Annotated in this window: 17 protein-coding genes; 11 read left to right on the top strand and 6 right to left on the bottom strand. The window is 69.9% G+C overall.

All coding sequences use genetic code 11. The annotated features are described in order from the left end of the window. Window positions 1-47: 47 nt before the first annotated feature. Complete coding sequence (locus CLV49_RS10605; RefSeq protein WP_127054331.1) at window positions 48-638, top strand: immunity protein Imm33 domain-containing protein; 591 nt, start codon at window positions 48-50, stop codon at window positions 636-638. Window positions 639-651: 13 nt separating this feature from the next. After that, window positions 652-1,299, top strand: coding sequence for a hypothetical protein (locus CLV49_RS10600; RefSeq protein WP_127054333.1), 648 nt, complete (start codon window positions 652-654; stop codon window positions 1,297-1,299). A gap of 145 nt (window positions 1,300-1,444) precedes the next feature. Here CLV49_RS10600 and CLV49_RS10595 read toward each other — a convergent pair whose 3' ends face one another. Together CLV49_RS10595 and CLV49_RS10590 are read right to left on the bottom strand one after the other, a co-directional pair. Beyond that, window positions 1,445-2,221, bottom strand: coding sequence for a hypothetical protein (locus CLV49_RS10595; protein ID WP_106563514.1), 777 nt, complete (start codon window positions 2,219-2,221; stop codon window positions 1,445-1,447). Then, window positions 2,218-2,874 (bottom strand): hypothetical protein, encoded by a 657-nt coding sequence (locus CLV49_RS10590; RefSeq protein ID WP_106563513.1) that lies wholly within the window; start codon window positions 2,872-2,874, stop codon window positions 2,218-2,220. The genes CLV49_RS10595 and CLV49_RS10590 overlap by 4 nt, the downstream gene beginning before the upstream one ends. A 113-nt stretch (window positions 2,875-2,987) precedes the next feature. On the opposite strand from CLV49_RS10590, the gene CLV49_RS10585 reads away from it, so the two are divergent. Together CLV49_RS10585 and CLV49_RS10580 are read left to right on the top strand one after the other, a co-directional pair. Continuing rightward, a complete protein-coding gene (locus tag CLV49_RS10585; protein WP_106563512.1) occupies window positions 2,988-3,317 on the top strand; it encodes a hypothetical protein in 330 nt (109 codons plus the stop codon). A gap of 86 nt (window positions 3,318-3,403) precedes the next feature. Further along, entirely contained in the window at window positions 3,404-4,204 is an 801-nt protein-coding gene (locus CLV49_RS10580; RefSeq protein WP_106563511.1) for an HAD-IIA family hydrolase, read from the top strand. A 60-nt stretch (window positions 4,205-4,264) separates the two neighbouring features. On the opposite strand, the gene CLV49_RS10575 is transcribed toward CLV49_RS10580, so the two are convergent. Together CLV49_RS10575 and pyrE are read right to left on the bottom strand one after the other, a co-directional pair. Beyond that, entirely contained in the window at window positions 4,265-6,358 is a 2,094-nt protein-coding gene (locus CLV49_RS10575; protein ID WP_106563510.1) for a hypothetical protein, read from the bottom strand. Beyond that, window positions 6,359-6,907: an orotate phosphoribosyltransferase gene (gene pyrE, locus CLV49_RS10570; RefSeq protein WP_106563509.1), complete on the bottom strand. Its 549-nt coding sequence runs from the start codon at window positions 6,905-6,907 to the stop codon at window positions 6,359-6,361. A 379-nt stretch (window positions 6,908-7,286) separates the two neighbouring features. Here pyrE and CLV49_RS10565 point away from each other — a divergent pair, with 379 nt between their 5' ends. The 3 genes from CLV49_RS10565 (at window position 7,287) to CLV49_RS10555 (ending at window position 9,425) form a co-directional block, all read left to right on the top strand. Beyond that, window positions 7,287-8,237: a LysR family transcriptional regulator gene (locus CLV49_RS10565; protein ID WP_106563508.1), complete on the top strand. Its 951-nt coding sequence runs from the start codon at window positions 7,287-7,289 to the stop codon at window positions 8,235-8,237. A gap of 64 nt (window positions 8,238-8,301) precedes the next feature. Further along, entirely contained in the window at window positions 8,302-9,177 is an 876-nt protein-coding gene (locus CLV49_RS10560; RefSeq protein ID WP_106563507.1) for an exodeoxyribonuclease III, read from the top strand. Further along, window positions 9,177-9,425 (top strand): zinc ribbon domain-containing protein, encoded by a 249-nt coding sequence (locus tag CLV49_RS10555; RefSeq protein WP_106563506.1) that lies wholly within the window; start codon window positions 9,177-9,179, stop codon window positions 9,423-9,425. Before CLV49_RS10560 ends, CLV49_RS10555 begins: the two co-directional genes overlap by 1 nt. A 186-nt stretch (window positions 9,426-9,611) precedes the next feature. Here CLV49_RS10555 and CLV49_RS10550 read toward each other — a convergent pair whose 3' ends face one another. Further along, window positions 9,612-10,532: an AEC family transporter gene (locus CLV49_RS10550; RefSeq protein WP_106563505.1), complete on the bottom strand. Its 921-nt coding sequence runs from the start codon at window positions 10,530-10,532 to the stop codon at window positions 9,612-9,614. A 137-nt stretch (window positions 10,533-10,669) separates the two neighbouring features. Between CLV49_RS10550 and CLV49_RS10545 the strand changes: the two genes are divergently transcribed. After that, window positions 10,670-11,800, top strand: coding sequence for a Glu/Leu/Phe/Val dehydrogenase family protein (locus tag CLV49_RS10545; protein WP_243696611.1), 1,131 nt, complete (start codon window positions 10,670-10,672; stop codon window positions 11,798-11,800). An 85-nt stretch (window positions 11,801-11,885) separates the two neighbouring features. On the opposite strand, the gene CLV49_RS10540 is transcribed toward CLV49_RS10545, so the two are convergent. Further along, complete coding sequence (locus CLV49_RS10540) at window positions 11,886-13,514, bottom strand: fibronectin type III domain-containing protein (RefSeq protein ID WP_127054335.1); 1,629 nt, start codon at window positions 13,512-13,514, stop codon at window positions 11,886-11,888. A 350-nt stretch (window positions 13,515-13,864) separates the two neighbouring features. Between CLV49_RS10540 and CLV49_RS10535 the strand changes: the two genes are divergently transcribed. From CLV49_RS10535 to CLV49_RS10525, 3 genes are all read left to right on the top strand, one after another. Further along, window positions 13,865-14,734 (top strand): ABC transporter ATP-binding protein, encoded by an 870-nt coding sequence (locus CLV49_RS10535; protein ID WP_106563503.1) that lies wholly within the window; start codon window positions 13,865-13,867, stop codon window positions 14,732-14,734. An 87-nt stretch (window positions 14,735-14,821) separates the two neighbouring features. Beyond that, entirely contained in the window at window positions 14,822-15,868 is a 1,047-nt protein-coding gene (locus CLV49_RS10530; RefSeq protein ID WP_106563502.1) for an aliphatic sulfonate ABC transporter substrate-binding protein, read from the top strand. Between the two features lie 62 nt (window positions 15,869-15,930). Continuing rightward, complete coding sequence (locus CLV49_RS10525; protein WP_106563501.1) at window positions 15,931-16,809, top strand: ABC transporter permease; 879 nt, start codon at window positions 15,931-15,933, stop codon at window positions 16,807-16,809. Window positions 16,810-17,010 lie beyond the last annotated feature (201 nt).

The raw sequence follows: 17,010 nt of genomic DNA, 5'->3' as shown, positions 1-17,010 counted from the left end.
AGGCCGACATGCTCGAGACGGTGACGATCGAAATCGACAGAGCTCGGGTGAGCGGAACGGCCGCGAACGAGTTGTCCGCCGAGGTCGCTGGGATACTCGAGGCCTTCCGCCCGTATCGTGCGGAATTCCGTGACGGGCTGAGCATCCGGATCGGGTGGGGGCCCTTCGTCCTCCGCCGAGACGCGAACGACGTCTACACGGTGGTCGCCCCTCAATACGACGAGCGGCCGATCGACGGCGTCACCGACGATCTGACCCTCGCGCTGCGGACCCTCGTCGGCCAGACCCTCGTTCTGTCCCGGGCGGGGATCACCGAGCCTGTCCCGACGAGCTTCGATCAGGACCTCATCATCGCAAACCGGGCGAAGGGCGCCGCGCGCTGGGCGCTCGCGCGGACCGAGCCCCGCCCGCATGACAGTGGCTGGTACATCGACGTCTACCCCACTCCGCCCGGCTCGGAGGCACTCGCCCCAAGCGAGATGACCCGCTACCCCGCCGCGCAACTGCTCCAGATGAAGAAGCATGCGGTCCGGGCGCTGTTCCTTCCGCCAGGCGTTGCCGCGGTCGTCAGCGACGACGGCGTGGAGGTCATCTTCCGCGAGGGCGACTTCTCCATCCTCGCTCAGGGACCGCTGTGAGGGGCGTGCGCGAATGACGAGCCCCAAGCGGGTGACGATCAATCACCGCATAGCCGGAGCGGACGTCCGCGCGACGATCCGAGAGGACATGGTCCCCCTCGCAGTGGCCGCGCTTCAGCGTTTCGAGCACGACGCGATCGCGGACGGCGCCGTCGTCGACCTGGGGTGGGCACCCATCCGGCTCCGTGAGGACGGCCTCGGCTTCGTGGCCGTCGCACCGGACTTCCGGTCGATGTTCCCGCGACGGCGCATCACCGAAGACCTGACGGACGTGCTGTGGATCCGAGCGATGCAGGACGACTTCCACGAGCGCAGCGGCATCCCGCGTGGCCCTCGGACGAACTTCGACAACTCCATCTACGCGATCGAGGGCGCATGGCGGGCCGACACCGTCTGCCTCCGCCGGGAGGAGCTCGACGGCTCCCCGTTCTCGGGATGGCTCGTCGACGTGGTTGTCCCGCCACAGCCCGCGTCGGATGTGGACTCGGGACACATCGCGAAGGCCTACACGGTGTTCCTCGAGCGGCCGGCCCTTCTCGCGACCGTCAACCTGCCGCCGGGATTCGTCGTCGCCGCGGACAAGAACTCCGTACTCGCCGTGCACGATGAGTCAGGTCGGATCGTCTACGACGGCCCGTTCTCGGAATCCACCCTTCCCTGACCATGCCGATGAGGGGATTGGGAGGCTGTCGCCGGTGCGACATCCTTCTTCGGTCTCCGCGTCAGTGGGTTCGGCCACGCTCCCACGTCTGTCGAGACACCAGGAACGAGACTGAGCCCAGATGATCGATTTCGTTCAGGGCCGACTACGCCGTCGGGAACGTCGGGTCGACCAGGCGGCCGAGCGTCTGGAGGTAGTCGGCTGCCGACCGCGGGTGGTGCACGGGAACGCCGTTCATGAGCGCGCCCACGACGATGGCCTCGAGGAGCTGACGGACACCGGCCTCGTCGAGGAACGAATCCATGATGATCGCGATGTCGCCGGGACGGGTCGGGGACGACTTCGGCCCCCACAACCGCACGAAACCACGTGCGTTCTCGTGGCTGATTCGCGCCTGCACGGCCGAACCGTCGCGGAGGGCGATGGTGAGACCGCGCGAGCCGTTGCCCGCCTTCTGCGAGAGTCGGGCGCCCCAGCCGATGATCGGAATGCTCGCGCTGGCCTGCGCGCGAGCAGTGGAGTCGTACTCGATGACCCCGACCACCTCGTTCCAGGCGATCGGACCCACGAGGCCGAAGGACACACCGGCGCCCGACACCCGCGCGAGTGTGCCGTTGCCGACGGCCAACCGGCGCATCCCACGTCCCACGTTCAGGATCGTCGGGAGCGTCGCGAACATCACGACCAGCCCGAAGACGCCGAGCACGATGAGGAGCCGGGTGGCCGCGCCGCCGAAGATCAGGAGTAGGAGGCAGAGCAGGAGGCTCACGCCTCCGACGATGGCGAGCACGGTCGCGGTTCGGCGGTTGCGCGTCAGCACGGCGTCGGCCGCCGCGCGGTCGTAGACGGCGTCGTAGTGGTTCCCGGCCTCGAACGCGCGAGCCCAGTGCTGGAGCTCCGCGGGGACGGCCGCGGCGCTCACGACGCGGGCGGGGTCGACCGAGACGAGGTGCCCGGGACGGCCGGCGGTGACGCCTTCTCGTCGAGGCCCTTCGCGAGCGCCGCCTTCAGCGCGTCGTACGACGCCCCCTCGAAGGCGATCGGCTCGGAGTAGGTGAGGTCCTTGCCGTTCTTCCCCTCGTGGAGGACGAGCGTGCCGAACCCGATGCGGTCGGCGTCGGCCGTCCAGAACTCGATGTCCACGTCCGCGTGCGACGGCGGCTTGGGCAGCGGCGTGAACGCCGAGGGGTCGCCCGTCCGGAACCGCGCGTCGAGGTCGGTGAAGAGCTGGCGCCCGCCGGAGAGGCCGCGCCAGTGGCGCTTCCGCAGCGGTGTCCCCGACGGGGCGAGGCTCCACACCTTCCCCCAGCGGATGGCCGCGAACACGCACGCCGCCGCCACGAGCACGAGGAGGATCGGGGAGACGAGGAGGCCGATCCGCTGACCGGCGACGAAGCGCACCGACCCGGTCGCGTCGGCGGCCTGATCCTGCAGCTCTCCGAAGTTCAACGCCCGGTAGACGAGCGCGACGAGGGCCGCCACGGCGAGCACGAGGAAGATGATCGTCCGCGGCCACGACCGACCGCGACGGAATCGCTCCGGATAGCGGGCGAACCCCTTGTCGAATGCGGCCATGACCTGTCCCCTCGGCGTCGATCCGGGACCGTCGTCCCGACGGTCGATTCTACGGGAGGGGCGGGGGCGGGCCGATAGGCTCGGAGCACGCCGACAGATCCGTGGAGGGGCCCATGACCGACGTACTCGCCGACCGCTGCGAACAGCTGCGCCAGACCGTGCTCGAGCTCACGCAGGCCGTGATCGAATCGCTCGGCGCACCGGCCAAGCTCAGCCGCGTCGTCCCGATGATCTCCCAGATCAGATCCGTCGTGTACCTCGGCGCCGACGGGATCGACGACCCCGCGTACATCGCCTGGGTCCGGGGCGCCGCCGCGAACCTCGATCGCATGGAGGAGGCCGCCCTCGCGGGCGACGCGAAGGCCACCCACGCCGCCTTCGCCGACCAGCAGTCGGGCGTCGCCCTGCTCGGCACCGCCTGCGCGGGCAAGCCCGGCTGGTAGACGCACAGCAGGCACCGATGTCGCTCATCGGCGCCGGTCCTACACTGAAGATCGACACACCCGTTCGATCGATTTCAGGAGGATCCATGTCCGACCGCAGCGAGATCGAATGCTGGCTCACCGACATGGACGGCGTGCTCGTCCATGAGAACCACGCACTGCCCGGCGCCGCCGCCCTGCTCCAGCAGTGGACGGACCTCGGGAGCCCGTTCCTGGTGCTCACGAACAACTCGATCTTCACGCCCCGCGACCTGAGCGCGCGCCTGCGCGCGTCCGGTCTCATCGTCCCGGAGGAGTCGCTCTGGACCTCGGCGCTCGCGACAGCGGACTTCTGTGCGAGCCAGGTTCCCGGCGGATCCGCCTTCGTGATCGGCGAGGCCGGGCTCACGACGGCGCTCCACGAGGTGGGCTTCGTGATGACGGAGACCGCGCCCGACTACGTCGTGGTGGGCGAGACGCGCAACTACTCCTTCGACGCGATCACGAAGGCGATCCGCCTCATCCTTGACGGCTCGCGGTTCATCGTGACGAACCCCGACGCCACCGGGCCGAGCGCGCAGGGCGTGCTCCCCGCGACAGGCGCGATCGCGGCGCTCATCTCGAAGGCGACGGGCCGCGAACCCTACGTGGTGGGCAAGCCCAACCCGATGATGTTCCGCTCGGCTCTCAACCGCATCGGCGCGCACTCGGAGAACACGGCGATGATCGGCGACCGCATGGACACCGACATCGTCGCGGGCATCGAGGCCGGCCTCCACACGATCCTCGTCATGACGGGCATCAGCGACGAGGCGGAGATCCGGAAGTACCCGTTCCGCCCCGACGAGATCCTCTCGGGCGTCCACGAGCTCCTCATCGACGCCCCGATCGAGACCGACGCCCTCTGACACCAAAAAGATCGCGATACAGCATCGAATTTCGTGCTGTATCGCGATCTTTTTGGGGTCTTAGGGGGTGGGGGTGGCGACGGAGGTCGTGAGCGGTTCGCCGGAGGAGCGCGAGGCGAAGCAGAAGTAGTCGCGGTTACCCGCTGCCCACTGCTCGCCCGAGACCGGGTAGGAGCCCTGCACCTGGAGGTCGGTGAACGGCGCGGCCGCCCCGAAGTCGACGACGCCGGGCGCACTGCACAGCAAGCCGATCTCGGACGCGATCACGTCCTCGCCGGGGAACGGGTCCGCCGGGTCGTCCGTGTACGGGGCCGCGAACACGAGCTGGCCGGCGTGCGGCTGCGAGCAGTCCACGACGGTGAACTCCTCGGCCCACGGCGACGAGTACGGGTCGAGGCACTCGCCTCCACGCAGCTCGTCCCACGCGTATGTACCCGGGGCGAGCGGTCCGGAGGCAGGCTGCTCCGCAGTGGGTTCCGGCGTCGCGGTCGGAGTCGGTGTCGCCGACGCCGCCGCGCCCGACGATCCGGCGAAGATCAGCGGAAGGCGGGTGCCGAGGTAGAAGAGTCCCACGAGCGCGAGGACGATGACGACGCCCGCGGCGACGAGTGGAAGACTGCCGCGCTCTCCGCCGGACCCGAGGCCCCCGGAGCGAGACCGGCCTGCGACTCGGTCCGGACGCACGTGCGACGTCTGGGCATCCGACTCGGCGACGAGCCCGTCGGGGAACACGGAGTCCGAGGACTCGGCGCGCGCCCTCACGGACGGCGTCGGCGTATGCTCCGCCGCACCGGCGGCCGCGCTCGCGGCCGAGACCGGCATGGCCGCGGTTCCGAGAGCGGAGAACCGGTCGGCCGCATCCAGTTCGTCGTCCGGATCGTCGGGATCCTCGTCGGCCGGGAGGGTGGACATCGCCGCGGTGGCGGGGAAAGCGTCGTCGAGGTCGGGACGCGACCACGTCGGCGCCTCCGCAGGAGGCCCCGCGTCGGCGGAGGGCGTCTCCGGCTCGGCAGCGGAGAGGCCCGCAGCGGAGTCGTCCGAGGAGGAACCTCCCGAGGCGGAAGCGTCGGAACCCTCCCGCTCGTCGTCGTCCGTCGCCGCGACCGATCCCGGCACGGCGGACGGTGCGGCAGCCCCTGCGGCAGCTGCGGCGGCCGCGGCCTCCGCAGCGAGTCGTGCGGTCTCGGCCTCCTCGGCGGCGCGCTCCTCGGCTTCCCGCCGTTCACGGACGATGCGCGGGTCGTCCTCATCGTTCGCGACGAGCGACCAGGAGAAGCTCCCGAAATCGATCTCGCCCGAGTCCTCGGGGATCCCCGACCGCGGGGCCGGGGTCGCGGCCGGCATAGCCGGGTTCTCGACCGCGGTCGGCGTCGGCTCATCGGCGGGCTCGTCCCGGGTGGCGGAGGCGGACGAGTCGGGCGTCGACGCGTCTGCCGCGCCCGTCGCCCGCTTCGGCAGTCCGGGCAGGACGATCGCGTTCGGATGAGCGCGCCCACCCGCTGAAGAGGCGGGCTCCGGCTCGACTGCGCCGTCGACCGTCCGGCCGTCGGAGGTCGCGTCGCCCTGAGTGTTGCCCGAGGCCGGGACGTCGTCGCTGCCCTCCGCGACCGCGGACTCGTCGCCGGAGTCCGCCACGGGAGCGGCGGACTCGTCGTCCTCGACCTCATCGGCAGCGGCTGGAGTCGGCATCGGGGGGCGTGGGGGCGGCGGGGACGAGGGTGCGAACCATCCGGGCATCGGCTCGGGAGCGCGCGGACGAGTGAGCGGCGGCTCGCTCGGCGTGGTCGGCGCAGGCTCCGACGAGCGTGCGGAGACGGGCGCCGACGCGGCGTCGTCCGGCAGGATCGGGAGTCGCTGGGTGGCGGGTGACGTGTCCTCCGGGCCGTCATCGCTGAGACCGTCGTCCGTGTCGTCGTCCGCGTCGGGCGAGCGCTCGTCCTCCGCGCGCACGACGGGGATGTCCGTCGTATCCACCGGCAACGCGGCGAGCTGGATCGCGAGCCAGTCGGCACCGTCGTCGAGGATCTCGACGCCCTCGGTGTCGGGATCCGACGCGCCGCTCGCGTCCGCGGCGTCGTCGCCCGCGTTCGTTCGGGCCCCCTCGACCGGCTCGTCGCCGTCCGTGGGGAAGCCTCCACCGGTGCCGTTCGTCATCTACTCGAGACCGAGATCGTGCAGGTCGAGAGCGGCGAAATAGGGGTAACCGGCGGACTCGATGATCTCGCGCGCGCCCGTGTTGCGGTCGACGACCACGGCGACGCCGGCGATCTCGGCGCCCACCTTCTTGAGGGCCTCGATCGCGGCGAGGGGCGAACCGCCGGTGGTGGAGGTGTCCTCCACGACGATGACGCGCTTCCCGGCGAGGTCGGGCCCTTCGACCTGGCGTCCGCGTCCGTGGTCCTTCGGCTGCTTGCGCACGACGAACGCGTCGTACGCGTGTCCGGCTGCGACGCCCTGGTGGAGAATCGCGGAGGCGATCGGGTCGGCACCCATCGTGAGCCCACCGACGGCGACGACGTCGGGCACATCCGCGATGAGGTCGAGCATGACCTGACCGATGAGCGGGGCGACGCGGTGATCGAGACTCACGCGGCGCATGTCGACGTAGTACGTCGCCTTCTTGCCGCTCGTGAGGGTGAAGTCGCCATGGAAGACGGCGTCCTTCTTGATGAAGTCGATCAGTCGCTCGCGTGCATCGGTCACAGAAACCGAGTCTAGCGGGGCGTTCTTCCGCGGATCGGCGGCTCGCGGAGCCCCACCCTCCGATTCATCAGGCATCGGCACGCCCCGGAAACGACGAAGGCCGCGCCACCGATGGGTGACGCGGCCTCGGGGTCGCAGTGCGGACGGACCTCAGACGAGGTTGTACGTGCGCGCGGGCTCGCGACGGTAGCCGTCGCGGAGCACGGTGACGATCGTTCCCGCGATCGCGGAAACGGCCGTGAGACCGAGGATGGTGAGGAAGACGGTCATGAGAGGGTCCTTTCCTGATCGGGGACGAGAAGCTGTACCTCTTCATTACATGCCTCCCGACCATGAACGACAAGCGAATAAAACTACCGTGACTGTGTAGCATCACTACATGGATGTGCGCCGCCTCGATCTCCTCCGGGAGCTCGCCGATCGCGGCTCCGTCCATGCCGTCGCGGCGGCGACCCATCGCACGCCCTCCGCCGTCTCACAGCAGCTCAAGCTCCTCGAACGCGAGGCCGGCCTGCCCCTCACGGAACGCAGCGGGCGCGGCATCGTGCTCACCGACGCAGGCCGCGCTCTCGCGGCGAGCGCCATCGACGTGGCCGCGGCGATCGCGCGCGCGGAAGCGACGTGGGACGAGTACATCGGTGATCCCACGGGGCACGTCTCGGTGGCCACGTTCCCCACGGCGGGTCAGACGTTCGTCCCTCCGGCCGTCGCGGCGCTCGCCCGCCTCCCCGGCCTCACCGTGGAGCTGACGAGCCGCGACGCCGACATGACCGACTTCCCGAGCCTCACCGCGGACTACGACATCGTGATCGCCTACTCGCTCCCGGGCCAGCGCTCGTGGAGCGGGCGCGGCCTCCGCAACATCTACCTCCTGAGCGAGCCCCTCGACGTGGTCCTCCCTCTCGGCCACCGGCTCGCGGGGAAGAGCGAGCTGACCCCGCACGACCTCGTCGGCGAGCCCTGGATCGGCGTCCCCGAGCAGTTCGCGTTCGACCTCCTGCTCCACGAGCTCGAGGCCGTCACGCAGAGCGAGATCGAGGTGGTGCAGCGGGTGTCGGACAACCTCATCACGGAGGCGCTGGTGGCGCAAGGCATCGGCGTCGCCTTCACGCCGCGCTTCACCGCGTCCGGGCCGGAGAAGGGCATCGTGACGAGGCCGCTCACGGGCGTCGAGGCCTCGCGACACGTGCTCATGCTGCTCCGCCCCGACAAGGCGGAGCGGCTCGCGGTCCGCACGGTCGCCGACGAGATCCGGCGACAGGCCGTCGCTCTCGAAGCGAGCCACACGCCCGCGGAGGAGCCGCCTCTCGTCGGACCGCGCTGGGTCTGAGCCGCACCATGCCGAAGCCATGCAGACCGCCGAGCGTGTCGGCGGTTGCCGGTAGCGTTGGATCATGCGCATCGCCACATGGAACGTCAACTCGATCAGGGCCCGATCGGGGCGTGTCGTCGACTGGCTCGTGAACAACGAGGTGGACGTGCTGGCCATGCAGGAGATCAAATGCCGCCCGCATCAGTTCCCCCTCGAGGCGTTCGAGGCGGCGGGATACGAGGTGCACCTCCACGGACTCAACCAGTGGAACGGCGTCGCGTTCGCGTCCCGGCTCCCGATGACGGACGTCGTGACGAGTTTCGAGGGCATGCCGGGCTTCGGCAAGCCGGCCACGCCGGGCCCCGGCGGCTCGGGGCCTGAGTTCGACGCCGCCGGCCTCCCCCTCGAGGCGCGCGCCATCGGCGCCACGGTGGACGGCATCCGGCTCTTCAGCCTCTACGTTCCGAACGGCCGAGCCATCGGAGACCCGCACTTCGTCTACAAGCTCGAGTGGTACGCCCGGCTCGAGGCCGACGTCCGCACGTGGCTCGCCGCCGAGCCCCATCTGCCGCTCGCGCTCATGGGCGACTTCAACGTCGCGCCGTTCGACGAGGACATGGGCGACCCCAGCCACATTCCGGGCGTCTCCACCCACATCTCGCCGGAGGAGCGCGCGGCGTTCGCCTCGCTCGAGGGCGCCGGCCTCACGGACGTGGTGCGCCCACTCGTCCCCACGGGCTACACGTTCTGGGACTACAAGCAGCTGCGCTTCCCCCGCAACGAGGGCATGCGCATCGACTTCGTGCTGGGATCACCGGCGTTCGCCGAACTCGTGGTGGGAGCGTCGATCGATCGCGAGCAGCGCAAGGGAGACGCCCCGAGCGATCACGTCCCCGTCGTCGTCGATCTGGACGTGGAACCCGCCGAGGACGACGACCGCCCCATGATCTTCGGCTGATGCTCATCCTTTTCGGCACCCGGCGTCAGGCCACGGTCGTCGCCCTCGTGTCCTTCGTCTGCCGTTTCTGCTCGAAGGATGTGCCCCAGCGGGTGCTGAGGGTCGTCAATCGGTTCACACTCTTCTTCGTCCCGCTCTTCCCCGTGTCCACGCGCTTCGCCAACGAGTGCTCGAACTGCGGCGGCACCACCGACATCTCGCGGGAGCAGGCGGACAGCGCGATCGCCTGGGCGCAGGCGAACCGCTGAGGCCGACGCCCACGGACGGAACGCGCGCGCCGCGAGCTCCTCGTGGTCTCCCCTCAGATCACCCGAGTCCGGCACGAGCACCGCACCGGTCTTGTCGGTGCTTCGAACAGGTGCGGATCGCCCTCGATCGCCGTCGCGCCGACTACGCGGTGGACCCGCGCTACCCCGTCGATCGGCGCGAATGACTCACGCGAGGAGCGCCGCGATCACCACGATGACGGGCACGGACGCGAGCGTGGTCGCGAGCACCGTGTCGCGAGCGAGCACGACACCCGTGTTGTAGCGGCTCGCGTAGTTGAAGATGTTCTGCGCCGTCGGAAGGGCGGCGAGCGTGACGACGGCGAAAAGCTCCGGGCCGTGGAGGCCGAAGCCGAGCGACGCGACGAGCCACGCGACGCCCGGCATCACGACGGCCTTGAGGATCGATGCGACGACGATGCGCGAGCGTCCCTCGTTCGCCGCGAACGGCTTCTGCCCGTAGAGCGACATGCCGAACGCCATCAGGATGAGCGGCACGGCGGCACCGCCGAGAAGCTCGAACGGCGCGAGGACGGCGTCCGGCAGGTCGATGCCGAGCAGCGCGATCACGAGACCCGTGAGCGACGCGATGATGAGCGGATTGCGGATCGGCTGGGACAGGATCCCACCGACCGACGCGGATCCCCTCGACTCGATGTCGAGGAGAGCGAGACCGATCGGCGCGAAGATCACGAGCTGGATCACGATGAGCGGTGCCACGTAGTGCGCGTCGCCGAGCACGTACACGGCCACCGGGAGTCCGATGTTGTTCGCGTTGACGTAGCCGGACGCCATCGACCCGATCGTGGACCGGCCGAGCGGATCGCGCCAGAACACGAGGTTCACCACGAGGTAGACGGCGGCCATCGAGACGGCACTGATGAGGGCCACGAGGAGGGGCACGGAGAAGACGTCGCCGATGTCGGCCTGGGCGAGCACGGTGAAGAGCAGAGCCGGACCGGTGACGAAGAACGCGATGCGGTTGAGCACGAATCCCGCCTCGGGGCCGCCGATCTGCAGGCGTGCCGCGATGTAGCCCACGAGGATGACGAAACCGATGATCCCGAACCCCAGCAGCACTCCTCCCATGTGTTCAGCCTAGGGCGCGTCAGGATCTGGCCCCTCGCCTGGGCGTCATGGGAGGATGGACGGCGGCGACGGAGCCATCAGCTCCTCGCCGGAGCGCTCGCACCCGAGCGCGTTTCGAACACCCACGAGGAGAGACGATGACGACTGCCGCCCGCACGATGGAATCCACCGACCGACGCCCCGCACCATCGGCTGCGACGGACCGACAGGACGATGCGGGTCTCCGCGGGTCCGCTCTCGAGCACGAGCGCGTCGTCATCGCCACAGGTGAGCGTTCGCGGCTCACGATCGTCGTCGCGGTGCATTCCACTCGCCTCGGTCCTGCCCTCGGCGGCGCGCGCCTCTGGTCGTACCCCACGTGGAACGACGCCCTCGCCGACGCCCTCCGCCTCTCGGAGGGGATGACCTCGAAGAACGCGTGCGCCGGACTCGAGCACGGCGGCGGCAAGGCCGTGATCCATCTCCCCCTGGGCGTGACCCTCGATGCCGAGACACGCCGTGACGCCTTCCTCGATCTCGGCGACATCGTCGAGTCGTTCGGCGGGAGGTACGTCACCGCCGAAGACGTCGGGACCTCGTCAGCGGACATGGCCGTCGTCGCGGAGCGCACGGCACACGTCACGGGCCTCCCGCCCGAGCAGGGCGGCGTCGGCGAGCCGAGCGAGGCAACGGCCGACGGCGTGGTCTCCTCCATCCGTGCCACGGCGGATGTGGTCTTCGGAACGTCGGACCTCCGCGGCCGCCGCGCGACCATCTCCGGTCTCGGCCACGTGGGCTCCCTCGTGGCCAGGACGCTCCACGCAGAGGGGGTCGACCTCACCGTCACGGACGTGAACCCGGCCCGACGCGCCCTCGCGGAGGAACTGGGCGCCATGTGGGTGTCGCCCGGATCCGAGCACCTCGTGGAGACCGACGTCTTCGTGCCGTGCGGCGTCGGCGGCGCCCTCACGGAGACGGTCGTCGCGGAGCTCGCGTGCAGGGCCGTCGTCGGAGCCGCCAACAATCAGCTCGAGAACAGATCGGTCGCGGACCTCCTCGCGGCCCGCGGCATCCTGTGGGCACCCGACTTCATCGTCAACGCCGGCGGCGTCATCTACCTCGCGTCGGCAGCCGATGTCGCCGGACGGGCGGCCCTCGATCAGCGCGTCACCGCGATCGGCGAGACGGTCCGCGCCGTCTTCGACACCGCGGGTCGGGACGGCGTCACGACGCTCGCAGCGGCCGAGCGCCTTGCGGCCGAGCGACTGTCCGGAGGCTCGGAGGCCTGACCCGTCTCCACACGGCGACGGTCGCGGCGGAGCACCGTCGCGAGCGTCGCCGTGTCAGCGGTTCACGGCCGCTCGCCGGCAGGGGTCAGCCGGAGGTCGCCGTGAACGTGACGGTGTCGCCCAGGGTGGCGTTCCCGAACGGGTCGATCGTGCGGATGCGGTACCCGTAGCTGCGACCGGGGGTCAGGCCGGTGTCCGTCACCGTGACGTTCGGCCTCGTCCAGAAATTCGAGGTGACCGCCACCGTCGCGACCGGAGTCGCGGTGTTGCCGTCACGGATCACCTCGTACCGCAGCGCGCTGTTGTCGCGGTCGTAGTTGGCCGTCCACGAGAGCCGGGCCCGCCCGGAACCGGCCGCCACGATCGTGCTCTTCATGTTCGAGCCGGAGAGGCGTGGGCCGTCCGTGTTCGGCGCGACGGTCTTCGACGCGAAACGGACGAGGCCCTGCTGTGCCGTTCCGTTCACTGTCATGAATTCGCCACCGTAGAGCACGTAGCCGCCGGAGGCCGTCACGTCCCACGGCCCTTGGCCCAGCCCCGTGTAGGTACCGGGGGCGAGGTCGGGGAACCAGTGCTGCAGCGAGGGTGCCTGTTGGCCGGCGAAGTTCGCGTATGACGTGATCCTGTTCGTCGTGAGCGTCCCCGTCGCCGCAGTCGTGAAGGCGAGCGCGCGGTAGTGCTTGCTCGGTGGAGAGTAGTCGGGGAACCCTCCCGTCGAGATGTTGCGGCAGAAGTGCGCGTGACCAGCGGTGTACGCCGTGGTGCCCGCCGACGCGATCGAATAGGTGTCGCCGTGGCAGTCCTCCAACCAGACGGTCGCGCCGCCGCCCCATCCCGCTTTGAAGGCTCCCTCGAGGTTGCCGCCGCCGCCGTAGACGTAGCCGCTCCCGTAGACGCCGGTCGAATCGGCGGCGAGCGAGGTGATTCCCGCCGAGGTTCCACCGTTGCGCACGACCGTGTTCACGGCGAACGGACGGAGGGAACCCGTCGTCGCGTCGACCGACGCGAGGCCGTAGCCGGGATTGCTCGAGCCGTTCACCGAGGTGAAGTTGCCGCCGAGCACGAGCTCAGACCCGGACGGGGAGAGGGCGAGGGCCGCGATGTTCCCTCCAGCCGGCGACGGGGCGAACGGCAGGAGCTGGGCCGTCGACGCGGCGAGCGCCGCGACCTTCGAGCGCGCTGTGCCCTGCACGGAGGTGAAGCTGCCGCCGAGGAACACCGTGGTGTTCGTCGCGGCCAACGCCTTCACACCCGAGTTGAGCGTCGGGCGGAACGACGAGACGAGCGAGCCGTCCGCCACCGAGAACGCAGCCAGCCTGTAGCGGGTGCTGCCGTTCACCGCGGTAAACGTGCCTCCCACGTAGAGCCTGCTCCCATCCGGCGATGCGGCGAGTGCCCGGACCGGCGCGTTGAAGGTCGGCGCGAACGTGGTGACGAGCGCTCCGGTCGTCAGGTTGTAGGCGAGGAAGTTGGACCGGGCGACCGTTCTCTGTCCGGCGGGAGCACCGGACGGGCGGGCCGTGCGGAAATCGCCGCCCACGTACACGACGTTCCCGATCACCACCTGGTCCCAGACGACGCCGTCGATCTGCGGTGTCGGAAGGGGGTCGGAGGAGACGGTCTCGGGCGTGCCCGCGACCGGCGGCGCGGTGTCGGCGTATGCGGCGGGCGGCACGATCGCGACGGTGCTCGACAGAAGGATCCCTGCCAGCATCGAGCCCATCAGCATGAGCCGGCGGACGGGTCGCGACCGCGACGTTCTCCCTCCGGCGCCGGAGCGATCGGTGCGGAGAATGCCGGGACTGTGCTGCGATCTGCTCATCGGTATCCCTGGGTCGTCCACCGGGTCGGAGCGAGCCGGGAAGTGACGTTCCCTCGCCTCGTTGAGGGCAGGGTACGCGCGTATCCGCGGGAACGGAAGAGACAGGCATCCGATTGCGCGCCGGACGTCGCGGAGGGCCGCAATGTTACGGAACGTTTCACCGACGGGGAGGCGTGTGGCGGGAACGCCCTAGCGTTGGATGACCGCCAGACCATCCGTCCTCGAGCGACCCGAGAGCCCCCGTGTCCACGACCGTCCCGCGAGACCGCGCACGCGACGTCAGCCGCGCCGTCTCGATCGACTTCGACGGAGTGGGACGGTCGTTCGAGACGGAACGCGGCAACGGGCCGGTCCGGCCGGTGCTCCGCGACATCGGACTGCACGTCGAGCCCGGAGAGGTCGTCGCGATCCTCGGCACGAGCGGCTGCGGCAAGTCCACCCTCCTCCGGATCACCGGAGGACTCGACACGGCTTCCGCCGGCGTCGTCCGCATCGACGGGGCGCCGGTCGACGGCATCGATCCGCGCACCGCCGTCGGCTTCCAGGAACCGCGCCTGCTGCCGTGGCGCACCGTGCACGACAACGTGGCGCTCGGGCTCCCGCGCGGCACCTCCAAGGCCGACGGACAGGCTCGTGTCTCACGACTGATCGACCTCGTGGGCCTCGGGGAGTTCGCGGGTCATCGGCCGCGAGAGATCTCGGGCGGCATGGCGCAGCGCACGTCCCTCGCACGCGCCCTCGCCCGCAATCCCGGCGTCCTGCTCCTCGACGAGCCCTTCGGCGCACTCGACGCGCTCACGCGCCTCAAGATGCAGGACCTCCTACTCGAGATCCTCTCCGCCGAACCGACGACCGTCCTCCTCGTCACGCACGACGTGGACGAGGCGCTGCAGCTCGCGGATCGTGTCGTGCTCCTCGCCCGACAGGACGGCGGGGAGACGGGGGCCACGATCGCAGAGCTCCTCACCGTTCCGGGAACGCGCCCACGCGATCGCGGTTCGTCAGAGCTCGCCGAGCTGCGCGGCCGACTCCTCGACGGCCTGGGGATCGACCGCCACGGCAGCGCCCGCGGCATCGAGACCGGCACCTCCATCCCGCACTACCCGTACTGACCCGCACCACGCTGAGCCGCCCCGCCAGCGCCCCGCACCCCAGCACCCCGACCCCGGTCGGCCGAGCACCACAGCACAGGAGCCCCCATGAGCACGAACCGATCACGAGCGGCCACAGCCGTCGCCGCCCTCGCCGCCGCCACGGCCCTCGTCCTGAGCGGCTGCGCGGCCGGCGAGAACGCATCGACGGACGGCTCGACGAGCGATGCCGGCGGCCAGACCACCGGCGGCACGCTCAACATCGACTTCGCGACCTACAACCCGCTGTCCCTCGTCATCAAGGACCAGGGCTGGCTCGAGGACGCCCTCGCGGATCAGGACATCGAGGTCAACTGGGTGCAGTCGGCCGGATCCAACAAGGCGAACGAGAACCTGCGGGCCGGCGCGATCGATGTGGGGTCCACGGCCGGTTCCGCCGCGCTGCTCGCGCGCTCGAACGGGTCGCCGATCAAGACGATCGACATCTACTCGCAGCCGGAGTGGAGCGCGCTCGTCGTAGGCCCGGACTCGGACATCACGTCCGTCGCCGACCTCGCGGGCAAGAAGGTCGCGGCAACGAAGGGCACCGACCCCTACTTCTTCCTCCTGCAGGCGCTGGACGCCGAGGGTGTCGACCCCGCCGACGTGACGATCGAGAATCTCCAGCACGCCGACGGCTCGACCGCACTGTTCAACGGCTCCGTCGACGCGTGGGCCGGTCTCGACCCGATCATGGCCGGGGCCGAGGAGGACGGTGCGCAGCTCATCTACCGCAACGTGGACTTCAACAGCTACGGCTTCCTCAACGCGACGGAGGACTTCCTCACCGAGAAGCCCGACGTGGCGCAGACCGTCGTGAACGCCTACGAGAAGGCGCGCGCCTGGGCACAGGAGAACCCCGAGGAGACGGCGCAGATCCTGGCGGACGTCGCGGGCATCGACCTCGCCGTCGCGACGACGGTCATCGAGGACCGTTCCAACCTCGATGTGGACAACGTACCCGGTCAGGCACAGATCGACGTGCTCTCCGTGATCGGTCCGATCTTCGTCGAGTCCGGTGACGTGGCATCGCAGGACAACGTGGACGAGGCGCTCGACAGTCTCCTCGACCCCACCTACGCGGAGGATGCCGACCCGTCGGCGATCGACGGCTAGCACCAGTTCGCTCCCGGGACCGGGAGGGGACGGGGATCGACACGAGACGAGAGGAGGGACGGATGAGCTACCAGAGTGAGCGGGACGAGCGTGTTCCCGGCGTCGTCAGCGTCCAGGGCGCGTCGTACGACACGACCGAGGCTCGGCCCGGTCGCGCCTTCCTCGCGCGCGGAACCGGTCGGCTCACGTCGAAGACGTGGTTCGTGCTCGTCGCGGGTGCTGTGCTGCCTGTCCTCGTGCTGACCGTGTGGGCGTTCGTGAGCGCCAACGATCTCGTGCCGTCGTCGCGACTGCCCTCCCCCGTGGAGGTCTGGCTCGCCGGCGTCGACCTCGCTCAGCGCGGCCTGCTCGCGTCCGATGTCGCGATCTCGGTGCAGCGTGTACTCCTCGGCTTCGGCATCGGTGCGGGTCTCGGTCTCTCGATCGGCGCCGTGGTCGGCCTGTCGAGGCTCGGCGACATCTTCCTCTCCCCCACGCTCGCGGCGCTGCGGGCGGTCCCGTCGCTCGCGTGGGTCCCGCTCCTCATCCTGTGGTTCAAGATCGGCGAGGACTCGAAGGTCATCCTCATCGCGATCGGCGCCTTCTTCCCCGTGTACACGACGGTCTCCGCGGCGCTGCGGCACGTGGACCGGCAGCTCGTGGAGGCCGGTCGCGCCTTCGGGTTGAACGGTCCGCGGCTCTTCGCCACCGTGCAGTTGCCCGCGGTCATCCCCTCCGTGATCTCCGGGCTCCGCCTCGCCCTCGCGCAAGCGTGGCTCTTCCTCGTGGCCGCGGAACTCATCGCCTCGTCGATGGGTCTCGGCTTCCGACTCGTCGATTCGCAGAACAACGGCCGGATCGACCGCATCTTCTTCGTGATCATCCTGCTCGCCGTGCTCGGCAAGCTCTCCGACTCCCTCGTCGGCCTCTTCGAACGCTGGGTCAAGCGCCGCTGGTCCTGACCCCCACCCCACCCCACCCCACCCCAAAAAGACTGCGATACAGCACGAGTTTTCGTGCCGTATCGCCATCTTTTTGGGGTGGGGGGAGGTGGAAACGTGCGCCGTGGAAGCGGTACGCGCAGTGGGCGTGCGCAGGAGGCAAAGAAACGCTCCGACTCCCCCGGTTACGCTCAGCGAGAGGGCGATCGTCCTCGGCCACCC

Source organism: Labedella gwakjiensis, assembly GCF_003014675.1.
In the GTDB taxonomy this organism is placed as follows: domain Bacteria; phylum Actinomycetota; class Actinomycetes; order Actinomycetales; family Microbacteriaceae; genus Labedella; species Labedella gwakjiensis.
The sequence above is the reverse complement of the archived record's forward strand: the minus strand, read 5'-3'. Positions and strand labels throughout refer to the sequence as shown.